At 43.7% G+C, this 24,673-nt stretch carries 18 protein-coding genes and 1 riboswitch; of the genes, 11 read left to right on the forward strand and 7 right to left on the reverse strand.

What is annotated here, in order from left to right; translation table 11 throughout:
- The first annotated feature begins 12 nt into the window (after positions 1–12).
- Positions 13–2,277, forward strand: a complete 2,265-nt coding sequence (gene clpA / locus CAG60_RS08170; RefSeq protein WP_040904235.1) for an ATP-dependent Clp protease ATP-binding subunit ClpA — start codon at positions 13–15, stop codon at positions 2,275–2,277.
- Between the two features lie 172 nt (positions 2,278–2,449).
- On the opposite strand, the gene infA is transcribed toward clpA, so the two are convergent.
- From infA to aat, 3 genes are all read right to left on the reverse strand, one after another.
- The gene (infA, locus tag CAG60_RS08175; protein ID WP_004395079.1) at positions 2,450–2,668 is read right to left on the reverse strand and encodes a translation initiation factor IF-1; all 219 of its coding nucleotides are present in this window, start codon (positions 2,666–2,668) and stop codon (positions 2,450–2,452) included.
- An 84-nt stretch (positions 2,669–2,752) separates the two neighbouring features.
- A complete protein-coding gene (locus tag CAG60_RS08180) occupies positions 2,753–3,454 on the reverse strand; it encodes an arginyltransferase (protein WP_161438704.1) in 702 nt (233 codons plus the stop codon).
- The gene (gene aat / locus CAG60_RS08185; RefSeq protein WP_161438705.1) at positions 3,451–4,185 is read right to left on the reverse strand and encodes a leucyl/phenylalanyl-tRNA--protein transferase; all 735 of its coding nucleotides are present in this window, start codon (positions 4,183–4,185) and stop codon (positions 3,451–3,453) included. The genes CAG60_RS08180 and aat overlap by 4 nt, the downstream gene beginning before the upstream one ends.
- Positions 4,186–4,218: 33 nt before the next feature.
- Between aat and CAG60_RS08190 the strand changes: the two genes are divergently transcribed.
- Together CAG60_RS08190 and aroA are read left to right on the forward strand one after the other, a co-directional pair.
- The gene (locus tag CAG60_RS08190; protein ID WP_040904237.1) at positions 4,219–4,674 is read left to right on the forward strand and encodes a glycine zipper 2TM domain-containing protein; all 456 of its coding nucleotides are present in this window, start codon (positions 4,219–4,221) and stop codon (positions 4,672–4,674) included.
- 133 nt (positions 4,675–4,807) lie between these two features.
- Complete coding sequence (gene aroA, locus CAG60_RS08195; RefSeq protein ID WP_161438706.1) at positions 4,808–6,088, forward strand: 3-phosphoshikimate 1-carboxyvinyltransferase; 1,281 nt, start codon at positions 4,808–4,810, stop codon at positions 6,086–6,088.
- A gap of 59 nt (positions 6,089–6,147) precedes the next feature.
- Here aroA and CAG60_RS08200 read toward each other — a convergent pair whose 3' ends face one another.
- Positions 6,148–6,399, reverse strand: coding sequence for a YciN family protein (locus CAG60_RS08200; protein ID WP_158138553.1), 252 nt, complete (start codon positions 6,397–6,399; stop codon positions 6,148–6,150).
- A 417-nt stretch (positions 6,400–6,816) separates the two neighbouring features.
- On the opposite strand from CAG60_RS08200, the gene topA reads away from it, so the two are divergent.
- From topA to CAG60_RS08220, 4 genes are all read left to right on the forward strand, one after another.
- Positions 6,817–9,447, forward strand: coding sequence for a type I DNA topoisomerase (gene topA, locus CAG60_RS08205; RefSeq protein WP_161429851.1), 2,631 nt, complete (start codon positions 6,817–6,819; stop codon positions 9,445–9,447).
- Between the two features lie 433 nt (positions 9,448–9,880).
- A complete protein-coding gene (gene glgC / locus CAG60_RS08210; protein ID WP_161429850.1) occupies positions 9,881–11,098 on the forward strand; it encodes a glucose-1-phosphate adenylyltransferase in 1,218 nt (405 codons plus the stop codon).
- A 10-nt stretch (positions 11,099–11,108) separates the two neighbouring features.
- Positions 11,109–12,554 (forward strand): glycogen synthase GlgA, encoded by a 1,446-nt coding sequence (glgA, locus tag CAG60_RS08215; RefSeq protein WP_040904783.1) that lies wholly within the window; start codon positions 11,109–11,111, stop codon positions 12,552–12,554.
- Positions 12,555–12,767: 213 nt separating this feature from the next.
- A complete protein-coding gene (locus tag CAG60_RS08220; RefSeq protein WP_004395089.1) occupies positions 12,768–13,592 on the forward strand; it encodes an alpha/beta fold hydrolase in 825 nt (274 codons plus the stop codon).
- 238 nt (positions 13,593–13,830) lie between these two features.
- On the opposite strand, the gene CAG60_RS08225 is transcribed toward CAG60_RS08220, so the two are convergent.
- The 3 genes from CAG60_RS08225 to elyC form a co-directional block, all read right to left on the reverse strand.
- Positions 13,831–14,421 carry a TfoX/Sxy family DNA transformation protein gene (locus CAG60_RS08225; protein ID WP_040904243.1) on the reverse strand — a complete coding sequence of 197 codons (591 nt, stop codon included), beginning with the start codon at positions 14,419–14,421 and terminating at the stop codon, positions 13,831–13,833.
- 113 nt (positions 14,422–14,534) lie between these two features.
- Positions 14,535–14,617, reverse strand: a riboswitch (cyclic di-GMP riboswitch).
- A gap of 205 nt (positions 14,618–14,822) precedes the next feature.
- On the reverse strand, positions 14,823–15,833 hold the full coding sequence (purR, locus tag CAG60_RS08230) for an HTH-type transcriptional repressor PurR (protein WP_154167931.1): 1,011 nt from the start codon (positions 15,831–15,833) through the stop codon (positions 14,823–14,825).
- A gap of 382 nt (positions 15,834–16,215) precedes the next feature.
- Positions 16,216–17,022: an envelope biogenesis factor ElyC gene (gene elyC, locus CAG60_RS08235; RefSeq protein ID WP_154167933.1), complete on the reverse strand. Its 807-nt coding sequence runs from the start codon at positions 17,020–17,022 to the stop codon at positions 16,216–16,218.
- Positions 17,023–17,137: 115 nt separating this feature from the next.
- Between elyC and cmoM the strand changes: the two genes are divergently transcribed.
- From cmoM to mukB, 4 genes are read left to right on the forward strand one after another with little or no spacing between them, the layout of a single operon-like run.
- A complete protein-coding gene (cmoM, locus tag CAG60_RS08240) occupies positions 17,138–17,932 on the forward strand; it encodes a tRNA uridine 5-oxyacetic acid(34) methyltransferase CmoM (RefSeq protein ID WP_161438707.1) in 795 nt (264 codons plus the stop codon).
- Complete coding sequence (gene mukF / locus CAG60_RS08245) at positions 17,929–19,266, forward strand: chromosome partition protein MukF (RefSeq protein WP_161426348.1); 1,338 nt, start codon at positions 17,929–17,931, stop codon at positions 19,264–19,266. Before cmoM ends, mukF begins: the two co-directional genes overlap by 4 nt.
- Positions 19,247–19,975, forward strand: a complete 729-nt coding sequence (gene mukE / locus CAG60_RS08250) for a chromosome partition protein MukE (protein ID WP_004395095.1) — start codon at positions 19,247–19,249, stop codon at positions 19,973–19,975. Before mukF ends, mukE begins: the two co-directional genes overlap by 20 nt.
- A complete protein-coding gene (gene mukB / locus CAG60_RS08255; protein ID WP_161438708.1) occupies positions 19,972–24,429 on the forward strand; it encodes a chromosome partition protein MukB in 4,458 nt (1,485 codons plus the stop codon). Before mukE ends, mukB begins: the two co-directional genes overlap by 4 nt.
- Positions 24,430–24,673 lie beyond the last annotated feature (244 nt).

A 24,673-nucleotide genomic window follows, 5' to 3' on the forward strand; every position in this document is an offset into this window, starting at 1 on the left:
CAAGGAGGTCTTATGCTTAACAAAGAACTAGAATCGAGTCTCAATGGCGCGTTCGCTCGAGCGCGAGATAAAAGACATGAATTTATGACCGTCGAGCACCTCCTACTTGCATTATTAGAAAATGATGCAGCGAAGGATGCACTCGTCGCTTGTCAAGCCGATATCGATAACTTACGTCGCGAGCTTGATCAGTTTATTGATCAAACTACACCCTTAATTCCTAATAACGATGAAACACGCGAAACTCAGCCTACATTAAGTTTTCAACGTGTATTACAGCGCGCTGTTTTCCATGTTCAATCTTCTGGTCGCAGTGAAGTCACGGGTGCTAACGTACTGGTTGCCATTTTTAGTGAGCAAGAATCTCACGCGGCGTACCTATTGAAAAAGAACGATATCAGCCGTCTCGATATTGTTAACTACATTTCTCATGGCATCACGAAAACATCTGGTGCTGAAGATTCGTCAGGGGATGCCTTTGGTAGCAGTAGCCCTGAAGAATCAAATTCTGATGAACGTTTAGAAAGCTTTGCTTGCAACTTAAATCAGCTTGCCAAACAAGGCCAAATTGACCCTCTAATCGGCCGAGATAAAGAGCTTGAGCGCACTATTCAAGTATTATGTCGTCGTCGCAAAAATAACCCTTTATTAGTGGGTGAGGCCGGAGTAGGTAAAACTGCGATTGCTGAAGGTTTAGCGTGGAGGATTGTTGAAGGTCAAGTACCTGAAGTCATCCAAAATAGCGTGATTTACTCTTTAGATATTGGTTCGTTATTAGCCGGGACCAAATACCGTGGTGATTTTGAAAAACGTTTTAAAACCATTCTAAAACAGTTAGAAAAAGAAAAAGATGCAATTTTATTTATCGATGAAATTCATACCATCATCGGTGCTGGGGCGGCTTCTGGCGGACAAGTTGATGCGGCTAATTTAATCAAACCTTTGCTGAGTAGTGGTAAGCTACGTTGTATCGGCTCAACGACTTATCAGGAATACAACACCATATTCGAAAAAGAGCGTGCGTTATCCCGTCGCTTCCAGAAAATTGATGTTGTCGAGCCTTCCATCGATGATACAACAAAAATTTTGATGGGCTTAAAACCAAAATATGAAGCTCACCACGATGTTCGTTATACCAATAAAGCGTTACGCGCAGCGGTGGAGCTCTCGGCTAAATACATTAACGAGCGTCACTTGCCAGATAAAGCGATTGACGTCATTGATGAAGCTGGGGCGAGAGTTCGATTGATGCCTGCAAACCGACGCAGAAAAACGGTCGGTGTGGCGGAAATTGAAGCCATGGTTGCTAAAATGGCTCGTATACCCGAAAAGTCAGTTTCTTCTTCAGATAAAGATATTTTGAAAAATCTGGATAAGAAGATGAAGATGCTGGTATTTGGTCAAGACAAAGCTATTGAAGTGTTGAGCGAGTCGATTAAGCTGACTCGTGCAGGATTGGGTGCGGAAAATCGCCCTGTCGGCTCCTTCTTATTTGCAGGCCCAACAGGGGTCGGTAAAACTGAAGTTACTGTTCAGCTATCTAAGTTGCTTGGTATCGAGTTACTGCGCTTTGATATGTCGGAATATGGTGAGCGTCACTCGGTCAGTCGTTTAATTGGTGCGCCTCCTGGTTATGTTGGTTATGACCAAGGCGGATTATTGACTGATGCAGTGATTAAACATCCTCATGCTGTCGTGTTATTGGATGAGATAGAAAAAGCGCATCCCGATGTATTTAACCTATTACTCCAAGTGATGGATAATGGGACGCTAACCGATAACAATGGCCGTAAAGCCGATTTTCGTAACGTTATCTTAGTCATGACGACCAACGCTGGGGTTGCGGAAACGGTTAAAAAATCGATTGGTATGATTCAGCAGGATCACAGCCATGACGCGATGGCGGAGATCAAGAAAGTCTTTACGCCAGAGTTTCGTAACCGTTTGGATCATGTAATTTGGTTCAATAGCCTTGATGAGCGAGTGATTCACCAAGTCGTTGATAAATTTATTGTTGAACTACAAGTGCAGCTTGATGCTCGTGGTGTTTCTCTTGAAGTGTCAGAAGATGCACGCCACTGGTTAGCCGTGAAAGGTTATGATCGTGACATGGGGGCTCGCCCGATGGGTCGAGTGATTCAAGATCAGTTGAAAAAACCATTGGCTAATGAATTACTGTTTGGTTCGTTAGTCGAAGGTGGAACGGTCAAAGTGGATTTAGCTGATGATCAATTAACGTTTCAGTATATGAGTTCTCGTGAAAAGGTCGCTCATTAAGCGTAATCCTTTGCTCAGCGAAACTCACGATTGAATGAAATTAAGTTAATAAAAAAGCGCACAGAGTATCGTGCGCTTTTTGTTATCCGTGTATCACCCGATCCATGATTCACTCTCAGGCAACAAAAACGGAGCATTAAGCTCCGTTTTTGTTGCATTCGAAAATCAGTGATTAACGAGCACGGAAGACGATGCGACCTTTAGAGAGATCGTACGGTGTCATCTCGACAGTAACTTTGTCTCCAGTAAGAATGCGGATATAGTTTTTGCGCATTTTACCAGAAATGTGAGCCGTCACTGTGTGACCATTTTCTAGCTCAACACGGAACATTGTATTTGGAAGAGTATCAAGGACAGTGCCTTGCATCTCAATTACGTCTTCTTTAGCCATTTAATCCTCTTTAGAAATTTGGCGAAAAATAATCAACGGCGTATTTTGCCGTTAAAAAATCAATATGTAAACTTGGGGCGTATTCTACCCTTGCCAACGCTGTTTGACTAGCTTTTGATGTGCTCTGAAGCGTACTTTGTAGTTCATCGCTGGGCATTCATCAATTTGATATCCCAAATAAAGCCACTGTTTGTTCATGGTTTTAGCAAGCTCAAGTTGACTAAGAACGCTCAATGTTCCTAAAGATAGGGAACTATCGGGATCAAAGAAGGTGTAAAATGCACTCGCACTACTCGGGAGAATATCGGTGATAGCGACAGCGACTAACTGATCATCCAAATAGAGATGTAAGTATTGTGTATCTAACCAGTCCGAATTAGCAAATTTAGCAAATTCATCACGGCGAGGAGGATACATAGTACCACTATTATGACGCGCTTCGATGTAACGAGAATAGAGCGTAAACCAATCTTGATCCATCTCTGGTTTTAATTGCCACCGATAACGAGATTGTACTTGTTTGAGCAGGCGTTTTTGACTTTTCGATGGGGTGAATTCACTCACTGATACGCGCAGAGCTTGGCAAGCTTGGCAATGATTGCAATGAGGCTTATAGATAATGTCACCACTGCGTCGAAAACCATTGGCTAGCAGTAGCTCATAGTTTTCTGGACTCTGCATGTGAGGCTCCATGGCAACGGCGACTCGCTCCATACGATCGGCTAAATAACTGCAGGGATGATTACTGGTTAAACCAATGCGTATTTGCTGTAAATCAGAACTCATAGCGACTCCTTCGATGAGTCGTTAACGGTAAGAGATAACCATTGAGGTTGAAAGCAGTGATCTGTTACCTGACCTTGCTTTAAGGATAGCAATGAATCTAAAAATTGGTCACGTGGTAATTCAACGGCACCTAATGAGCGAAGATGTGGGTTCATGACTTGGCAATCGATTAATTGCCCACCACAGCGTGCAAAATGGACACAGAAATACCAAAAACCGATTTTTGATGCGTTATCAGCTAAACTAAACATCGATTCACCACAAAAGAGCTGCCCGACTTGAATGCCGTATAGCCCTCCCACTAAGGTATCATCACGCCACACTTCAACGGAATGGCAAATGCCTTGCTTGGCAAGTTGTTGATAGGATGAACGCATATCCGCATTTAACCAAGTTTGCTCAGCAGGACGTACTGCTGCACATAATTCAATCACACGTGCCGTATCATGATTTAAACTGACTCGATAAGTGTGTTTGCGTTGAAATTTTTGCACACTTTTTGCTGGTTTAAAGGTCTTAGGAAAAAACACGGCACGCGGGGAGGGACTCCACCAAAGAATGGGTTCGTCAGGGCCATACCATGGGAAGATACCATTGTGGTAAGCTGAAATAAGACGATCGGGATGCAAATTCCCACCAAAAGCCAGTAGGCCATTAGGCTCATCTGAGGCAAGTAAAGGCGAGGGGAAATCGAAATTATCACTCGCTAATTCAGTGAGATAGAGTGCCATTACTTAACCAACTTATCCTAATAGGAGTAAAAAATGACAAAGTGGATATGGATCTTATTGATTTTTCCTCTGTTTGCCAATGCTGCGTATCAACGAAATCAGGCGAGACCGGTTAATGATGTCGTTTTTGGGCAAGTAGAAACCGTCCGTTATATTACCCAGCAAGAGATTATACATTCAAAATCAAAGGGCTGGGAAACATTGCTTGGTGCGGTAGTTGGAGGCCTTGTCGGTCATCAGTTTGGTGATGGTCGAGGTAAACAAGTTGCCACGGCGGTTGGTGCAGCAGCTGGTGCGGGTGTTGCTCATCATCATGGAAATAAAACTCATCTTATTGAGTATAAATTGGTTGAGCTATTGATTAGAACGAACGATGGTCAATTGATTGATGTTATTCAAGATCTCGATAACCAAATGATCTTTAACCGAGGTGATTTAGTAAGAATCTTGTACTTCTCAGATGGTGTGAGAGTGGATAAAGAAAGATAAGCAAGATTTTTTGTATTGAGCGATGGATAAAGACTAGCGAGGATAAAAGATTTTGGTTAGTCTGCCAGTATCAAGAATTTTACTGCCTTCAATATTAATGGTTATGATGACAGTGCAAGGAAATACACGTTTAATGGAAAGTCTTACCTTACAGCCTATTGCAAATATTAATGGTGAAGTTAATTTGCCAGGTTCAAAAAGCGTTTCAAATCGAGTGCTTCTGTTAGCCGCATTAGCCACCGGAACGACACGCTTAACCAATTTACTCGACAGTGATGATATCCGCCATATGCTCAATGCATTGAGCCAATTGGGTGTTAAGTATCGGCTTTCAGCGGATAAAACACAGTGTGAAGTAGAGGGGTTAGGTCAACCCTTTGTAATCGATGGTTTACAGGAACTCTTTCTCGGTAATGCCGGGACGGCAATGCGCCCATTGGCTGCAGCATTGTGCTTGGGGCGTGGTGAGTTTGTTCTCACGGGTGAGCCACGAATGAAAGAGCGACCAATAGGCCATTTGGTGGAGGCTTTGCGTCAAGCGGGGGCAAATATCGAGTATTTGGAAAATGAGCATTATCCTCCATTGCGTATTCAAGGAACCGGATTAAAGGCGAGTCATGTTTCGATTGACGGTTCTATTTCCAGCCAATTTTTAACGGCCTTCTTAATGTCGGCACCATTAGCAGAAGGCACCGTGACTATTGATATTGAAGGCGAGTTAGTTTCAAAACCGTATATCGATATTACGTTACATCTGATGCAACAATTTGGTGTTCAGGTGATCAATCACAACTATCAGCAATTTGTGATTCCTGCTGGTCAATCGTATGTTTCTCCTGGTGATTTTCTGGTTGAAGGCGACGCTTCTTCTGCTTCTTATTTTCTTGCTGCTGCCGCGATAAAAGGCGGTCAAGTTAAAGTAACGGGTATTGGTAAAAATAGTATTCAAGGCGATGTCCAGTTTGCTTATGCGTTAGAGAAAATGGGCGCACAAATTGAATGGGGAGACGATTATGTGATTGCTCGTCGTGGAGAGTTAACTGCGGTCGATTTAGACTTTAATGCTATTCCTGATGCTGCGATGACGATTGCTACGACGGCTCTATTTGCTAAAGGGTCAACGGCGATTCGTAATGTTTACAATTGGCGAGTTAAAGAGACCGATCGGTTAACCGCGATGGCAACAGAACTGCGTAAAGTCGGTGCTCAGGTCGAAGAAGGTGAGGACTACATTATCATCACTCCGCCAAGCCATTTACAACATGCGACAATCGATACCTACGACGATCATCGCATGGCGATGTGCTTTTCTTTAGTCGCGCTTGGTGAGACACCAGTGACGATTAATGATCCAAAGTGTACATCAAAAACTTTTCCTGATTATTTTGAGAAATTTTCCCAGTTATCTCACTGAGTTAATTAGGAAAATAAATGTTCAGCGTCACTACGGAAAAAGCCTCAATATAGAGGCTTTTATTGTTTTTTAAGGGTAAATTGTTTTGAAAGATGATGAGCTAAATATTTAAACATATTAAAAACGGCGGTTGTTTTTTCACTTGGCAGACCTTGAGGGTCAAGAAAATACTCACCTTTAAATACCAATACGCCGTCTTTTTCTTCTACGCTGGTCGTGCGCATTCCCTCTATATAGCTATCGTGTTCTTGAATTAATTGATTGGCTATGAGTAATAAATCGAATTCATTGATGGGTTGTTTGGTCTGCATATTGTTCTCTTTATTTTAGGTTGTTCTTTGATTTACTTGCTCTCGGTATTACGTTTCTCTATGCTGCTGCCCAGTAGATAACGACTGTCTAGCAATTGATAACGTGATTGTAGAATTGTGTCATGTAAAAACCATGATCATAAACAGGAAATGGATAAAAGACAATTTTGCCTGATTTTGTGATTAACAACATATTTTCTAGATTAATGGTCGCGCCTAAAACAGACTCTCTTTACTATGAGGCTAATTTTGTCTTGCGAATGCTGTTTCGTCGATTTGTCGAGCAAACAAGCGTTTTTTTTCAAAAACAGGTTGATCTTCTGCTTAACTGGCTCGATAGTAAAAAAAGAAGCAATATTTTTAGAACATCATGCGATTTATTACTCGCAGTGTGATTAAGGGCATTTGAATCAAATTATGGGTAAATCACTCGTTATAGTGGAATCGCCAGCCAAGGCTAAAACAATCAATAAATACCTTGGTAAAGACTTTATTGTTAAGTCTAGTGTCGGTCATGTCCGCGATCTGCCTACGGCAGGTCAAACTACTACCACGGCTAAAAAAGCGACACCAGCAGCGAATAAAGCACTTTCTTTGGAAGAAAAAGAGCGTTTAAAAAAAGAAAAAGAACGGACCGCTCTGATTAAGAAAATGGGAGTGAATCCTTTTCAAGGTTGGGAAGCGAACTATCAAATTCTCCCAGGCAAAGAAAAAGTGGTCGCTGAGCTACAGAAATTAGCTAAAGACGCCGATTGCGTTTATCTCGCAACCGATTTGGATCGCGAAGGAGAAGCTATCGCTTGGCACCTACGTGAGATCATCGGTGGTGATGAAGAGCGCTATAAGCGGGTAGTGTTTAACGAAATTACTAAAAATGCCATTCAGCAAGCCTTTGAGCAACCGGGAGAGCTGAACATGGATGGCGTTAATGCTCAACAAGCGCGTCGTTTTATGGATCGCGTTGTAGGCTTTATGGTCTCGCCATTATTATGGAAAAAAGTGGCTCGTGGCCTTTCTGCTGGTCGTGTGCAGTCGGTAGCGGTGAAACTCCTCGTTGAGCGTGAGCGTGAGATCAAAGCGTTTATTCCTGAAGAGTTTTGGGATATTCATGCGGACACAAAAACCAGTACGCAAGATGATTTTCGTTTGATGGTGGCTCAACAAGCGGGCTCTGCTTTTAAGCCGACCAATGAGGCTGAAACTCAAGCCGCACTTTCAGTGTTACAAAAAGCGCGCTTTGAAGTTTGTAAACGCGAAGATAAACCTACCAGCAGTAAGCCTAGTGCACCTTTCATCACCTCAACGCTTCAGCAAGCCGCTAGTACACGTTTAGGCTATGGCGTGAAGAAAACCATGATGTTGGCACAACGCTTGTATGAAGCGGGTTACATTACTTATATGCGTACTGACTCGACTAATTTAAGTAGCGAGGCGGTAGAATCAGCCCGTCAGTTTATCGAGCAGCAATTTGGTCCACAGTATCTGCCACAACAAGCGATTGTCTATGGTAGCAAGAAAGGGGCTCAAGAGGCGCACGAAGCGATTCGTCCTTCCGACGTTAATGTCAAAGCCGATGACTTACAAGGGATGGAAGCGGATGCACATAAGATTTATGCTCTGATTTGGAATCAATTTGTCGCTTGTCAAATGACCCCCGCCCAGTACGATTCAACCACCATCAGTGTTAAAGCAGATGAGTATACGTTGAAAGCGAAAGGACGGATTTTGAAGTTCGATGGCTGGACTCGCGTACAGCGTCCACTCGGTAAAAATGAAGATCAAATTTTACCCGCAGTTCAAGTCGGTGAAGTACTTACTCTTGAGAAACTTGATCCTAAGCAGCATTTTACCAAACCGCCAGCACGTTTTACGGAAGCCGCATTAGTCAAAGAATTAGAAAAGCGTGGTATTGGGCGTCCATCGACCTACGCGTCGATCATTTCTACCATTCAAGATCGTGGCTACGTGAAAGTTGATCAGCGCCGTTTTTATGCAGAGAAAATGGGCGAAATCGTGACCGATCGTCTCGATGGTAGTTTTACTGATCTAATGAACTATGATTTTACTGCTCGGATGGAAGAAAAACTTGACCAAATTGCAGAGGGTGAAGCGAATTGGAAACAAGTATTGGATGCCTTTTTCGTTGATTTTAGTGGTGATTTAGAGCAAGCCGAGCAGGACGAAGATCACGGTGGTATGAAGCCTAACCATATTGTCATGACTAATATTATGTGCCCAACCTGTTCTCGTCCTATGGGGATCAGAACGGCTTCAACGGGGGTCTTCCTCGGTTGTTCAGGTTATGCATTGCTTCCGAAAGAACGTTGTAAAACGACGATTAATTTGGGCGATGAAGATGGCATTATCAATGTTCTTGAGGAAGATGTCGAAACGGCAGCGTTACGAGCGAAAAAACGTTGTCCGATTTGTGAAACGGCGATGGACGCTTATCTGATTGACGGTCAACGTAAACTACATGTTTGCGGTAATAACCCAAACTGTGAAGGTTATGTCGTTGAAACCGGTGAGTTCAAAGTTAAAGGTTACGACGGTCCCGTTGTTGAGTGTGATAAATGTTCATCAGATATGGTGTTAAAAACTGGACGTTTTGGTAAGTACATGGACTGCACCAATGACAACTGTAAGAACACTCGAAAGATATTGAGAAACGGCGAAGTTGCTCCTCCTAAAGAAGATCCGGTTCATTTCCCTGAACTGCCGTGTGAAAACTCAGATGCCTATTTTGTGCTACGTGACGGTGCTTCTGGACTATTCTTAGCCGCCAGTAATTTTCCGAAATCTCGTGAAACACGGGCGCCTCTTGTTGAAGAGTTACAGCGTTTTAAACAACGTTTACCTGAAAAGTACCAATATCTAGCGACGGCTCCCACTCATGATCCCGATGGGCTTGCTGCGGTGGTACGGTTTAGTCGTAAGAGTAAAGAGCATTACGTACGCACGGAAGCAAATGGTAAACCTTCCGGTTGGACGGCAATCTATGACGATGGTCACTGGCAAGTGACGGACAAACGAAAGTCAGCCAAATAAGAGAAATTTTTCTTATCGATAACAACATTGAGGCAGCCATTGGCTGCCTCAATGTTTTCCTAGTAAGTCATTCTTAATGGAGAATCGGTGTGCTTTTTCAAGCAAAATTATTCCCCAATTTTCATCCTATTTTTCTCATCATCAATAAATAGTCGTTATTTTTCGTTACCAAAAATGAAACATAAAAATGCAATTTCATAACGTTATGATGCCTTAATTGTGAACAAGATTAGGAGTTCAACCGATTGGCTGTTTTACTGGCTCAAAATAGACAATTGCCATTTGTATTTTTATGCAAACGCTATAAAGTAATACACAACCAATTGCACTTTTCGTGGTTGGCCGAAAGGCCGTAATAAACTAAGGATAGTATCGTCATCCCCCCAATAGTATTGACATGACGATAATCAATAAAACTTAATGGAGAATAACAATGACCGGTGTACTAGGAATGATTCTGGCTGGTGGTGAAGGCTCAAGATTGAAGCCTTTAACTGAATCGCGTACTAAACCTGCCGTGCCATTTGGTGGTAGTTATCGCTTGATAGATTTCGCCCTAAACAATTTTATTAATGCAGATTTAATGCGAGTGTATGTATTAACACAGTTCAAATCGCAATCCCTTTATCTGCATATGAAAAAAGGCTGGAACGTCTCTAGCCTGCGTGGCAGCTTTATTGATTCCATACCTGCCCAGATGCGTGATGGTAAACGTTGGTACGAAGGAACGGCCGATGCTATTTATCAGAACTTACGTTTCATTGAAATTTCTGAAGCCGATGATGTCTGTATCTTTGGTTCTGATCATATCTATAAAATGGATATTCGTCAGATGCTTGATTTCCATCGTCGAATGGAAGCCAAACTGACCGTCTCTGCCATTCGTATGCCTCTTGTCCAAGCGTCACAATTTGGGGTGATAGAGGTAGATGTCACGGGGAAGATGATTGGTTTTGAAGAAAAACCTCAGCACCCTAAATCGATACCGGGTGAGCCTGAGTGGGCATTAGTATCAATGGGTAATTACATTTTTGATACCGATACGTTATGCCGTGAATTACGTGAAGATGCGGTAAACCCAGAGTCTAGCCATGATTTTGGTAAAGATATTATCCCTAAAATGTTTCCGCAGGGTGAAGTCTTCGTTTATGATTTCTCAACCAATAAAATCAAAGGTGAGAAGGGCGAAGCCTACTGGCGTGATGTCGGCACGATTGAATCTTATTGGTCTGCGCATATGGACTTATTGCAAAAAGATGCGCCATTTTCTCTTTATAACCGCAGTTGGCCTTTACATACTCATTATCCACCGTTGCCACCAGCGACCTTTGCTAATGAAGGAGAGAAAAAGGTTTGTATTACCGATAGTTTAATTTCAGCGGGAAGTTATATCCAAGGTGCAAAAATTTATAAATCGGTGTTAGGTTTTCGAACCAATATCGGTGCAGGTTCATGGATCAGTGAATCGATTATTCTTGGTGATGTCAAAATTGGCGCTGGTTGTACGATTAAACGCACGATTATCGATAAGGACGTCGAAATTGCTCCAGGAACGGTGATTGGGGAAGATTTACAATTAGATAGGCAGCGCTTCCATGTCTCTGATGAAGGCATTGTAGTCATCGAAAAAGGAATGAAAGTTGGATTCTAATCTTGAAAAAATGAATATTTGGTTTGTTGTATCCGAAGCAGAAGGCTTAGTGAAGAGCGGAGGCTTAGCCGACGTTGCCAAAGCTTTACCAAAAGCATTACAGGAGTTAGGTCACCAGGTAGCCATTGTGCTACCTGCTTATCGTTCAATTCCAAATAAAATGGATTTACCCATCATACTCGAAACCGAGTTAACCCACTGGCCTCATACTCGCTATCAAGTAAGGCAGGGTGAGCTCGACGGTGTTGTGGTTTACCTGATTGATTGTGATGTTTACTTTGATCGACCAGAAATGTATGCGGAGCACAATCAAGCTTACACGGACAACGGTGAGCGTTTTGGTTTTTTCTCGGCGGCGTGTCTGGATATTTTGCCCAAGCTGAATATTAAGCCAACCATCATCCATGCCAATGATTGGCATACAGGTTTAGTGCCTTTTTTATTAAAAACTCGCTACCGTGAAGACCCACACTTTTTCGGCGTTAAGTCGGTGCTGACTATTCATAATGCCATTTTCAAAGGTATTTTTTCCTACTACCAATTGGAAGTTATCCCCGAGTTAAATCTCTCTGGGATGGAGTTTCTACAGTACGGACATGATCATGTTAGCATGCTACGAGCTGGTATTGCTTTTGCCGATAAAATCAATGCGGTGAGTCCTAATTATGCTTCTGAACTGTTGACGCCGTTAGGTTCTCACGGATTGGTGGATGATTTTGTGCGCCGTGCGCGAGATCTGCATGGGATTGTCAATGGATGCGATTATTCTGAATGGAGCCCCTTGACGGATCGTTATATTCCTCAGACTTACCATGCGGAACGACAATCGCTCACTCTAGGAAAATCAGCCAGTAAACTTGCCTTGCAGCAAGAGTTAAATTTACCACAAGTGACGACACCGATGTTTGGCATGGTATGCCGTTTGACTCATCAAAAAGGATTTCATTATTTATTGCCTATTCTTGAGTCGTTTTTGCGTAATCAGGTACAAGTGGTGATCGTCGGCACCGGTGAACCGGAGATTGCGGCGGCATTACATAAAATTGCTGCGCATTATCCTGATAAGTTAGGGTTTGTTGAGACTTACAGCAATCGTTTGGCTCATTTAGTTGAAGCGGGCTCGGATTTTTTTCTCATGCCCTCAGAATTTGAAGCTTGTGGACTAAACCAAATCTACAGTATGGCTTATGGTACTTTACCTATCGTACGCGAGGTTGGAGGTTTAAAAGATACCGTACAAGATTATGATAAATACCCTCAGCAAGCGACGGGGTTTGGTTTTCAAGAGCCGTCACCAGCGGCATTATTGATCACGATGCAGAGGGCGTTGCTGTTTTATCTACAGCAGCCTGAAGAGATGCTTAACGTTCAAATACGAGCGATGAGCAGAGATTTTGGCTGGCGTGAGTCTGCTCTTGAATACCTTAAAATGTACCGCTTAGCCATTTTTGACTAAATGTCTATGAAGACGGGAAGCGTCAATGCTTGTTGATCGGCTACCATCGTCTTTTCTTTTCTAATCACTTTCCTTTATACCGATGGGGAGCTTCCCCGTCGGTTTACCAATCGCCCGTTTAACAACAATAGATTTTTACAACTCAAAAACGATTTTTGACACTAAAATATGCTAATCTCTCAGTATCAATGATTTTGATTTTCTGTGGTATCCATGTCTCAATCTTTACTGTTTCATAAAGTTTATCCACATCCAACCAGCCGAGAATGGGTGGTGTTTGTGCATGGGGCGGGTGGAAGCTCGTCTATTTGGTTTAAGCAGATCAAAGCGTATAAGCAGCATTTTAATCTGCTATTGATTGATTTACGCGGCCATGGAAAATCTCATCGTCTTATCAAAGATTTGATTGCTAATCGATACACCTTTAAGACAGTAACCATTGATGTACTTAAGGTGCTGGATCACTTAAAAATAGCTTCAGCCCATTTTGTCGGGATGTCACTGGGGACCATTATCGTGCGTAATATTGCCGAATTGTCCGCCCAGCGAGTTCGCTCTATGGTATTAGGTGGCGCTGTCACTCGTTTGAATATCCGCTCTCAGCTTTTGGTGAAGTTAGGCCATCTCAGTAAACATCTCATTCCCTACATGTGGTTATATCGACTGTTTGCTTATATTGTCATGCCGCAACGCAGTCAGAAAGAGTCTCGTCATCTGTTCGTTCGAGAAGCTAAAAAATTGTGTCAGCAAGAGTTTAAACGTTGGTTTACATTGACTGCCGAAGTCAATCCATTGATGCGTTATTTCAAAGATCGAGAGTTGCCTATTCCTACCTTGTATTTAATGGGGGAGCGCGACTATATGTTTATTCGCCCAGTACGCGAAATGGTCGCCGCGCATCGACAGAGTGAACTGTTGGAACTCCCAAATTGTGGTCATGTTTGTAATGTCGAACAACCGGAGTTGTTTAACCAGCTGTCGATTCAATTTATCCAGCGGCAAAGTACAGCAACGACTTTATCTCATTCAGTGACTTAATCTCAGTATCAACCGATTGAATGGCACGATTGTTGGGCAGCTATGCTTGTCTTAAGCCAATCATGTTGTTGATTTATATTGATAGAGATTAGAGGAAAGGGTTGGCGAGCTGTCGGCTTCAATTGTGCAAACGATATCGAAATGATTAAGGTCAAGGAATCATGATGCTTATTAGGCGGCGTTATGATTGGTAGATATACCCGCTACTGACTCTCAGTGAGCGGGCTAGATATCAAAATTAAAACAGGTTTTTTTTCAATTCTTCACGACGACTTGGAGGGATAACCGACCAATGTTTTCCTTCGATTGCCCCTTCTAACGCCCACAATAACTCTAAACTGACATCAGATGAGTGACTTTGTCTGATCGCCTGATAAGCGGCGACAGCACCCGTTTGTTGCAACTGATCAACGGAATGAATGCCTGCTTTTTTGAGCATTCTTTCGGTTGCTAAACGTAGGTTAGGCAGATCTTTAAGACGAGTGGGTTTAGTCTGCTCTTGCTGCTCTCGCTCCGATTTGGCTTGGCGTAAGGCGACGGTTGCTTCCTGCAAAATGGTCGTTGGATCAAGCCAACAGGTATCAGGTAAAGCAAAGTACTTAGTTACCACAGGAAAGCCGCGTTTTTTATAAACGTAGGGCAGATAGCCTCTTTCGGTAAAAACTTTAGCAGATTCATCGTCAGCTCGAAGATGGAGTTGATTGTTGACGACTAAAGCGAACATAGTGTCATCGACAAAAATGCCGAAGCCACCAAACATTGAGCGCGACTTGACCTGGCCAAGCAGTTCGAATAGCCGCATTGAATCTTTTAATACCGGTTTATCCATGCTGTCATTCTCGGTGTATTAAGCAATTCGCCAGCAAAATCAGGTCCGAGAAAATAGCAAAACGTCAAAAAGCATAATAGGGGGAGTTGACTGCTTGTTTTGGCTATTTTGTCATCGGCAACCCCGCTACCTACCACTATAGTTTAGGCCGGAGGCTTTGCGTCCCATCTTTTCAAATGGTTTGCCCTGTGCGTGACACGTTTCATTATTGACAAAATAGTATAACGTGGATGTATAAAATAAACAAATCATTGAATAAATATCACACTCAGTGATTGTTTATATGATGTTTGTTTCATTTTGATTTGAATTAGGCAAAGATTGCCCCCCAATCGTGGCGCTAAGGCTACGATTGGGTTTGAAGTCTTTTTTGCTCAATAATGGGTCAATGAAGTGGTTATCTATTTAGCGGTGAGTTTTTTGACTGAGTCACGTTCCACGATTTCAGGGTGCATTTCAAAAATACGTCTTTCGTGTTCTTTATCTTTGATGCGCTCCAACAATATTTCAAACGCATTTTTCCCAACACGGCGTTTAGGTTGATGGACCGTGGTTAGTGGCGGAGAAAAATATTCGGCTAACTCAATATTATCATAACCAATGACTGACATATCGTCTGGTACGCGTATGCCACGTTGCTGTAAACGGCTGATCAGACCTAATGCCATGGTATCATTAAAGCAGAATACCGCGCTCGGGCGTGTATCCATAGCAATGATTTTATCCGCGGCTAGAACGGCAGTATCGCATTCGAAATTGCCTTCTAAAATCCAATCTTCTTTTACCGTTAGGTTGGCTTCTGCCATGGCACGCCGAAAGCCTGCGATACGTTCTTGACAGGCGGCTTTAACAAAGTGACCACTTAGACAAGCAATTTCAGTGTGCCCATTTTCGATCAAATATTTCGTTGCTAGATAACCCCCTTCTTCAGAGTTATCAATGATCTTATCGGCTTGTGATGTTTGCGGGCCCCAATCCATAATAACTTTAGGGATCGAGGGATGACTCTCTAACATCTCAAGTAACTCTTCCGTTAAATCGGAGCACATGACCAACATACCGTCGACCCGCTTTTCAGCAAGCATACGAATATAGTCACGTTGTTTCTCGTAGATACCACCAGTATTGCAGAGGATCAGTGTATAGCCTTGGCGATAGCAATAGCTTTCAACACCATCGATCACTTCAGAAAAGAATAGATTGGTGGATTGAGTCACCAACATACCGATCGTACGCGTGGTGTTACATTTTAAGCTGCGTGCGACGGCGCTTGGTGCATAATTCAGCTGTTTAACCGCGTCCAAGACTTTTTCTTGAGTGGTTTCTGCCACAAAACGTGTTTTATTGATGACATGAGATACGGTTGTTGTCGATACGCCTGCTAGGCGTGCAACGTCTTTAATCGTAGCCATAAAATTATCCTGTCGGTGACTGCTCGGAGTTAGGTAACTAGAGCAGTAGTTATGTCCCGAAAGTGCAATCGCCCTGTTAGGAGATCGTGATAGGAGAGAGGTTTGTTTTAAGCACTGTCGATGCTGCCTTTTTACAACGTCTCATTCTTCGGGTATAGGCTAACGTCAGCCTAAAAGTAATAAAAACACAAAAACCGCTGTTAAATAGCGGCCTATTGGTTACATTTAATCTTGTTAATAACCAGCAAGATTCTAGACTGCAACGCAGTAACTCGCAATCAAATTCGGCCCATAATCCTTCCAATTGATGTTAAATGTGCACAATGTTTATCAAGTTGTGCACCAAACCACTTTTTCGACGATGCCGCTTATAACAAGAATATCAATCACCCTCTACGGCAGGCGATGATTCATTCAATTTGGGTTCATGGCTCACCCAATCGCGCATGGCTTGCCATATTAGCCCCATGGTTTCATACCAATACCGCTCAGTTTGTTCTAAATAGAGCGCTCTCGGAATATATTTATCCCAAGCTTGGCTGATATTCGTTTGGGCAAGATAATTTGTCGGCGCAGGGATAGGCGTTAGCCCTGCAGATTGAAATTCATTCATTGCACGGGGCATGTGGCTGGCCGAGGTGACCAGAACCAGAGTGCGCTGCTGAACAAAAGCGGCCGCTTGTCTTGCTTCTTCCCACGTATCTTGCGCCGTCTCAAGCAAAATAATGTCTGATTTTGCGACACCAAGCGCAAGCGCCACTTTAGCCAGCATGCGTGCATGACTCATTTCACTCCCCCCTGCATAACCCGATAGGATCAGTTTTGCGCCAGGGTACATCCGCATTACTCGAATTCCTTCGCTAAGACGCATTAACGCGGCTCGGGTAAGTTCAGAGGTTGGTGGGATGCTATCATCGACGACATGGCCATTACCTAAAACCATAACATAATCGATAGTACCCTCAATGGGTAAAAAAGCGCTGTACTGACGCTCTAAAGGCATTAATAAGCGACTGGATACTGGTTGAAAAGAAATAACCAATAAACTAGACAAACAAAATAGAACCACTAAGCAGCCAGTCTTTCGCTTTGCGGTAAACATAATCAGCATCAAGCCGATAAAACCAATCATCAGCAGTGCTGGTAATGGCATCAGTAGAGAAGAAACGATTTTTTTCAGCTCAAACATAGATTAAATAGTCCGAAAAAACAGCACTTGATAATAAAATCAGCGAAAGGTCCTTTATTCCTGCCATTCCTATGACAGAATAGCAGCACGATTTATTATCATAACTCAAGCCACTGTGACTGAAGATCGCAATTTCGACGATATTGCCCACAAATTTGCAAAAAATATTTACGGCTCTGACAAAGGCGAGATTCGTCAAGTCATTGTTTGGGATGATCTCAAGCAAATTTTGACCCATTTTAACGGTCAGACAACGCCCCTGCATATTTTGGATGCGGGAGGGGGCTTGGCGCAAATGTCGCAAAAACTCGCCATGCTTGGCCATCAAATCACCTTGTGTGACCTCTCGCAAGAGATGCTCGATTTAGCCAAACAAGAGGTGACCGACCATGGATTACTGGAGAGATTTCGCTTTGTGCATTCTCCCGTACAATCTGTGCAGCAACATTTGACTGAGCCCGTTGACATCATCTTATTTCATGCGGTGATGGAGTGGTTGACGGAACCACAAGAGGCTTTACAGCAACTGTTAACACTGGTGCGTCCGGGCGGTATTGTTTCGGTGATGTTTTACAACCAACATGGCTTAGTTTATAAAAATGCGGTATGTGGCAATATTCCGCATATTTTAAATGGCATGCCACATCGTAAACGATTTAAATTACAGCCACAAAAAGGGCTGCTCCCTGCTGATGTGTATCAGTGGATTGAACATGCTGGATGTCAAATTATGGGTAAGTCAGGCATTCGTTGCTTTAGCGATTATATCGGCAATATGACCAATATGGGCGAGTTTGAGTTTGCAGACCTTTTGGCATTGGAGCAACAATTTTGCCGCCAAGAGCCTTATCTATCTTTAGGACGCTACATCCATGTTTGGGCTAGGAAACAACCACAGGAAGAACAATGAGTGATATGACTCACAATGCGACTGAACAACCGATTGATGAACTCGTCAGTTGGGTGAAGCAGCACGATTTTTCTTTGAACTTACCTGCTGAACGGCTGGCGTTTTTGATAGCGATTGCGGTATTGAGCCATGAAAAATTCGATGAAGAATTAGGGGAGGGGGAATTGCATGATGCGTTTGCGATTGTTAGCCGCCTATTTACTGAAACGGGTGATGTCTCTGCATTTCGGGCTAATAACGCCATTAATGAGCTCGTCAAACAGCGTTTGCTGAGTCGTTTTACTAGTGAGGTCACCGATGGCGCGAGCATTTATCGCTTGTCGCCTTTGGCGATTGGCATTACCGATTATTATGTTCGTCATCGTCAGTTTTCGAAATTAAAACTCTCTATTCAACTTTCCTTGTTAGCGGATGAAATGGCTAAAGCCGCCAACTCCGCTCAGCAAGGGGGGACACCTGCGCATTGGAAAAAGAATGTTTACGGGGTATTAAAATACTCGGTGAGTGAAATCTTTGATCGCATCGATCTCAACCAACGCGTTTTAGACGAGCAGCAGCAATCCGTGAAACAACAAATTGCCGATCTATTGAATAAAGATTGGCGAGAAGCGATTCATAACTGTGAAAGTTTATTGTCTGAAACCTCATCGACGTTACGAGAGCTGCAAGATACGCTTCAAGCCGCAGGCGACGAATTACAAACTCAAATTCTTGATATTCAAGAGATTGTTTACGGCGATCCAGAATTAGAGTTTATCGATGAAGTGCTGTTTGTGCTGCAAATGAAATTAGACCGAATCATCAGTTGGGGACAACAAGCGATCGATTTATGGATTGGTTATGACCGCCATGTGCATAAGTTCATTCGCACGGCGATAGATATGGATCAAAATCGCGCTTTCAGCCAACGTTTACGCCAGTCGCTGCACGATTACTTTTCTCAACCTTGGCTACTCACTTATGCCGAGGCCGAGCGTTTGTCTGATTTACGCGATGAAACTCTGATGTTACGAGATGAAGAAGTGACCGGCCACATTCCCCCTGCTGTCGAATATGAAACGTTTCAAAAGGTTCACGATGAGCTTGCGGAGCGTATCGCTGGGATGCTTCAGAGCCATAAACAACAGGGCCAACCGATCAACCTTGGTCATGTGCTGCGTGATTATCTTGCCGCACACCCAAGAACTCATCATTTCGATCTAGCCCGTATTGTTGTCGACCAAGCCGTTCGCTTGGGTTATTCACAATCCGACTACCAAGCCATTCAACCTGATTGGCAAGCGATTAACCAATTTGGTGCAAAGGTACAAGCTAATGTCATTGACCGATATTAACCACTATATGCCAGAGAATCTGGCTAAAGCGATTGTTAACCCGCTTTTTCCGGCTTTAGACAGCCAATTACGCGCAGGGCGCCATGTGTCCAGCGATGATTTAGATAACCATGCGTTTCTCAGTGATTTTGAGCCAGAGTTAGCACTTTTTTATCAGCGCTATAATACTGAGTTAGTTCGTGCGCCCGAGGGCTTTTTTTACTTACGTCCACGCTCTACCTCATTGATCAATCGCAGTGTTTTGTCTGAATTAGATATGCTGGTTGGTAAGGTGCTGTGCTTCTTATATCTAAGCCCAGAGCGTCTTGCCCATGAAGGTTTATTTACGTATCAAGAACTCTATGAAGAGTTATTGAGTTTGACCGATGAGAAGAAATTGATGAAGCTTGCGACCAATCGTGCGCAAGGTTCAGATTTGGATAAAGAGAAACTGTTTGAAAAAGTCCGCACTTCGTTACGTCGTTTACGCCGCCTAGGGATGATTATCCACCTTGGCGAAACCACCAAATTTAGAATTACCGAAGCGGTATTTCGTTTTGGAGCCGATGTGCGTATTGGCGATGATTTACGTCAGGCGCAATTGCGTTTGATACGAGATGGTGAAGCCGTTGTTCATAGTCAAGAGCCTAGTCAGCAAAGCTTATTGGATACGGTATCTGCTGACGAACAACATGAAGATCAACCGACATTATGGGAAGATGAAGCATGATTGAAAGAGGTAAGTATCAATCGCTGACCATGATCAATTGGAACGGCTTTTTCGCACGTACTTTTGATATTGATAATTTGGTGACGACGTTATCTGGCGGCAATGGGGCGGGTAAATCAACCACGATGGCGGCGTTTATCACCGCATTAATTCCCGATCAAAGTTTACTGCATTTTCGAAATACCACAGAAGCGGGCAGCGCTCAAGCCTCTCGCGATAAAGGCCTGTACGGTAAATTACAACCTGGCGCCTGCTATGCGGCATTGGATGTGGTCAATTCTCGCCATCAACGCTTACTGTTTGCAGTAAAACTTCAACAAGTTGCCGGCCGTGATAAAAAAGTCGATATTAAACCTTTTGTGATCCAGGGTTTACCTAGCCATATCAAACCGACGGATATTTTGATTGAAAGTGTTTCTGATCAACACGCTCGAGTGAGACAGCTCAATGAAGTCAAAGATGCCGTTCATGCTATTGAAGGTGCGCATTTTAAATCGTTCAGTTCTATCGTCGATTATCATAGCCACATGTTTGAATTTGGTGTGGTACCGAAAAAGCTGCGTAATAGCAGCGACCGATCAAAGTTTTATCGCCTCATTGAAGCGTCTTTGTACGGCGGTATTTCCAGCGCGATTACCCGTTCATTACGCGATTACTTACTGCCACAAAATGGTGGGGTGAAAAAAGCGTTTCAAGATATGGAGTCAGCGCTGCGAGAAAACCGCATGACGTTGGAAGCGATTAAAAACACCCAAGCCGATCGTGATCTGTTCAAACATTTAATCACCGAATCGACCCAATATGTTGCCGCAGACTACATGCGTCACGCCAATGAACGTCGCAGTAAAGTGCAGCAAACGTTGACGTTACGCCAAGAGTTATTCAGCGCTCGAGATACGCTTCTGGAACACAATCGGCTATTGAATCAAGTGCACGAAGAGCTGGAAACGCTGCTTGAACAAGAAGCTGCGCTGGAACAGGATCATCAAAGTGCAGCCGATCATCTGCAGTTAGTACAAAATGCCCTTCGTCAGCAAGAAAAAATCGCCCGTTATCAAGACGATCTTGAAGAGTTGAGTCTGCGTCTTGAAGAGCAGCTAATGGTGGTTGAAGAAGCGCAAGAGCGCTTAGTGATGGTTGAAGACCAAGCCACTGCGGCTGAAGAGGAAGTCGATAGTCTGAAAACTCAGCTTGCAGATTATCAGCAAGCGTTGGACATTCAGCAAACGCGAGCTTTGCAGTATCAACAAGCAATGCAAGCCTTGGCAAAAGCACGTCAGCAGCTCGCTGATGATAGCTTGACGGCAGAAAGTGCTCAGACGGTGATGATTGAGCTGAGCGCACGCCAAGAGTCAACCACCCACGAATTACTGGCAGTTAAACATAAGCTCGATATGTCTTCGGCCGCTTCCGCGCGGTTTAACGAAGCCTTGCATTTAGTGAGCCGCGTTTTAGGTGAGGTCACTCGTAGCCAAGCGGCAGAGCATGCAAACCAATTACTCGCTCAAGCACAGCAAGCACAGCAACTCGTACAGAATGAAGCGCTTTGGTATGAACAGCAGCGCGATTTACAGCACCGTATCGAACAGCAACAATCTGTGCGTCAATCGGTGACTGATTATCACCAGCAATTTCAGGTGATGATTGATGATCCATCCCAATTGCAGCAAGAACGCGAGAAGCATCTCGCTCTGTTAGAAGAGCTTGATGAGGCACAAGAAGTGCTACGCGATCAGCGTAGTCAACAGCGTGGTCTTGAACAAGAACAACGCAATGCTATCAAACAGTTGGAGCTAAAAGCGCCAGCTTGGCATCAAGCGATAGAAGCATTGCAGCTATTGCGTGAGCAAAGTGGGGCGGGTTTAGACAGTCGACAGTCGGTAATGACTGAGATGCAAAGCATTTTAGAGCGTGAAAAACACCAATCGGCTCAGAAAGATGCGTTAGCTCAACGTCGTGAGCAATTAGAGAAAGATATCGAACGCTTGGCTTCACCGGGCGGATCGAATGATCCTCGCCTTAAAGGCCTTGCCGATACCCTTGGTGGCGTTCTACTTTCTGAAATTTATGATGACATAACGTTAGAAGATGCGCCGTACTTCAGTGCTATGTACGGTCCGGCTCGTCACGCGATTGTGGTCTCTGATCTTTCAGGCATCAAAGAAAAACTGGTCGAGTTAGACGACTGTCCAGAAGATCTTTATCTGATTGAGGGCGATATTGATGCGTTCGATGATAGCTCATTTAACGCCGCAGAATTAGAAGGTGCGGTCTGTGTTCAGCTCAATCAGCGTCAAATGCGCTATTCCCGTTTTCCAAAAATCCCACTGTTTGGGCGTGCAGCTCGTGAGCAACGTTTAGAGCTACTGCGCGATGAGCGTGATGAAGTCGTCGAAGCGCATGCTAAGGCCGCGTTTGATTCACAAAAGTTACAGCGCTTATACCGCAGTTTTAATGATTTTGTTGCTCAGCATTTACAGGTGGCGTTTGAGCCGGATCCTGAACAAGCACTCAGTCAAGCTCGTGACGCACTCAATCATCTTGCTCGCCAGTTAGTCGAGTTAGAGCATCAACAACAGCAACAAACCAGTCGACGTCAACTGAGTAAACAGGCATTAGCACTATTAGAGAATATTGCGCCTCATTTACGCTTGTTGTCTGAATCTGGATTAACCCAACGAGCCGCAGATATTGACGCCAAGTTAGCTCAGTTAGTGGAAGCGAAAGCTTGGCTTCATGCTCATGGTAAAACGGTTGAACAACTGGCGCCGATTGCTTCAGCGTTAGAGGTTGATCCTGAGCAGTTTGAAGTCTTAGAACAGCAATATCTTGCTGCGGATCGCGGACTGCAACAACTCAAAACACAAATTTTTGCCCTCGCTGATTTGGTTGAACGTCGCCACCACTTTGCTTACGCAGATTCGGTGGATCTTCTCAATCAAAGTAGCGAACTCAGTGAGCAGTTAAAAGCTAAGTTAGTTCAAGCTGAGAGCCTGCGTCAGCGTACTCGCGAAGAGTTAAAACAAGCGCAAGCGCAATTCAATCAGTACAACCAAGTGTTGGCATCGTTGAAAAGTGCTCATCAGGCTAAATTGGAAACAATGCAAGAGTTTAAGCAAGAGCTACAGGAGTTTGGCGTACATCCAGATGAAAACGCATTATTCAGAGCTCAGCAGCGCCGTGATGAGCTGCATGAACGTTTGCACAGCTCTCGTAGCCGTAAGAGTCACTATGAGCGGACAATCACCTCAACCGAAATTGAGATGAAATCGCTTGCCAAGCGATTGAAAAAATTAGAAAAAGAGTATCAAGATTTACGTACTTTCGTTGTTAATGCCAAAGCTGGGTGGTGTGCGGTTCTTCGTTTAGCCCGCCAAAATGATGTTGAACGTCGTTTGCATAAACGTGAATTGGCTTATTTATCGGCTGATGAGTTACGCTCCATGTCGGATAAATCACTCGGGGCGCTACGTCTTGCCGTGGCGAATAATGAGGCGCTGCGTGATGCGCTACGTCTCTCGGAGGATAATGCGTACTCTGAGCGTAAGGTACTGTTTTACATTGCGGTTTATCAGCACTTACGTGAGCGCATTCGACAAGATATTATTCGTACCGATGACCCTGTTGAAGCGATTGAAGAGATGGAAGTCGAGCTAGCTCGCCTAACAGAAGAGCTGACTCAGCGGGAAAACCGCTTAGCGATCAGCTCAGATTCGGTGGCGAGCATTATTCGTAAAACCATTCAACGTGAACAAAACCGTATTCGCATGCTCAACCAAGGGCTTTCGAATATTGCTTTTGGGCAAGTGAATGGTGTGCGTTTAAATGTCAAAGTTCGTGAAAGCCATGAAGTTCTGCTCAGTGGTTTAGCCGAGCAGCAGGCTCAACATAAAGATCTGTTTGAAAGCTCACGTTATACCTTCTCAGAAGCGATGGCGAAGCTATTCCAACGAGTGAATCCCCATATCGATATGGGGCAGCGTTCACCACAAATATTGGGTGAAGAGCTACTCGATTATCGTAACTATCTTGAGTTGAGTGTTGAAGTTAATCGTGGTTCAGATGGATGGTTACAAGCCGAATCGGGCGCATTGTCAACGGGTGAAGCCATTGGTACTGGCCAATCTATCTTACTGATGGTCGTACAGAGCTGGGAAGAAGAGTCTCGTCGTCTACGCAGTAAAGATATTATCCCATGCCGTTTATTGTTCTTAGATGAGGCAGCACGTTTAGATGCTAAATCAATAGCAACGCTATTTGAACTGTGTGAACGTTTGGATATGCAATTATTGATTGCGGCTCCAGAAAATATCAGCCCAGAAAGAGGGACCACCTATAAACTGGTGCGTAAGGTATTTAAAGATCATGAACACGTGCATGTGGTCGGACTGCGTGGTTTTACTAGTGAAAAACCAAAAAATGAATCTTTGCCACTGGCCGATGCTGTCAGCTAAGCTGAGTCACTTGTAAATAAAAAGCGCCTTGATGATAAGGCGCTTTTTTTTATGATCATTGTTGTCTTCACTGAACGGGTATTGATGTGAGAGGACATTAAAGTTTGAAACCTTTCTACTTCCGAAGCTCGCTTCCATCGTGGTTACAGCGACCAAATGTAACAATAAAGATTGAAACTTAGACTCAATCAACGTGGTTATCCCAAGAAAAAGTGTGATTACAAAGTTTGTGATCACAGTATGA

The sequence above is a fragment of the Vibrio sp. V33_P6A3T137 genome (genome assembly GCF_009904835.1).
GTDB lineage: Bacteria > Pseudomonadota > Gammaproteobacteria > Enterobacterales > Vibrionaceae > Vibrio > Vibrio metschnikovii.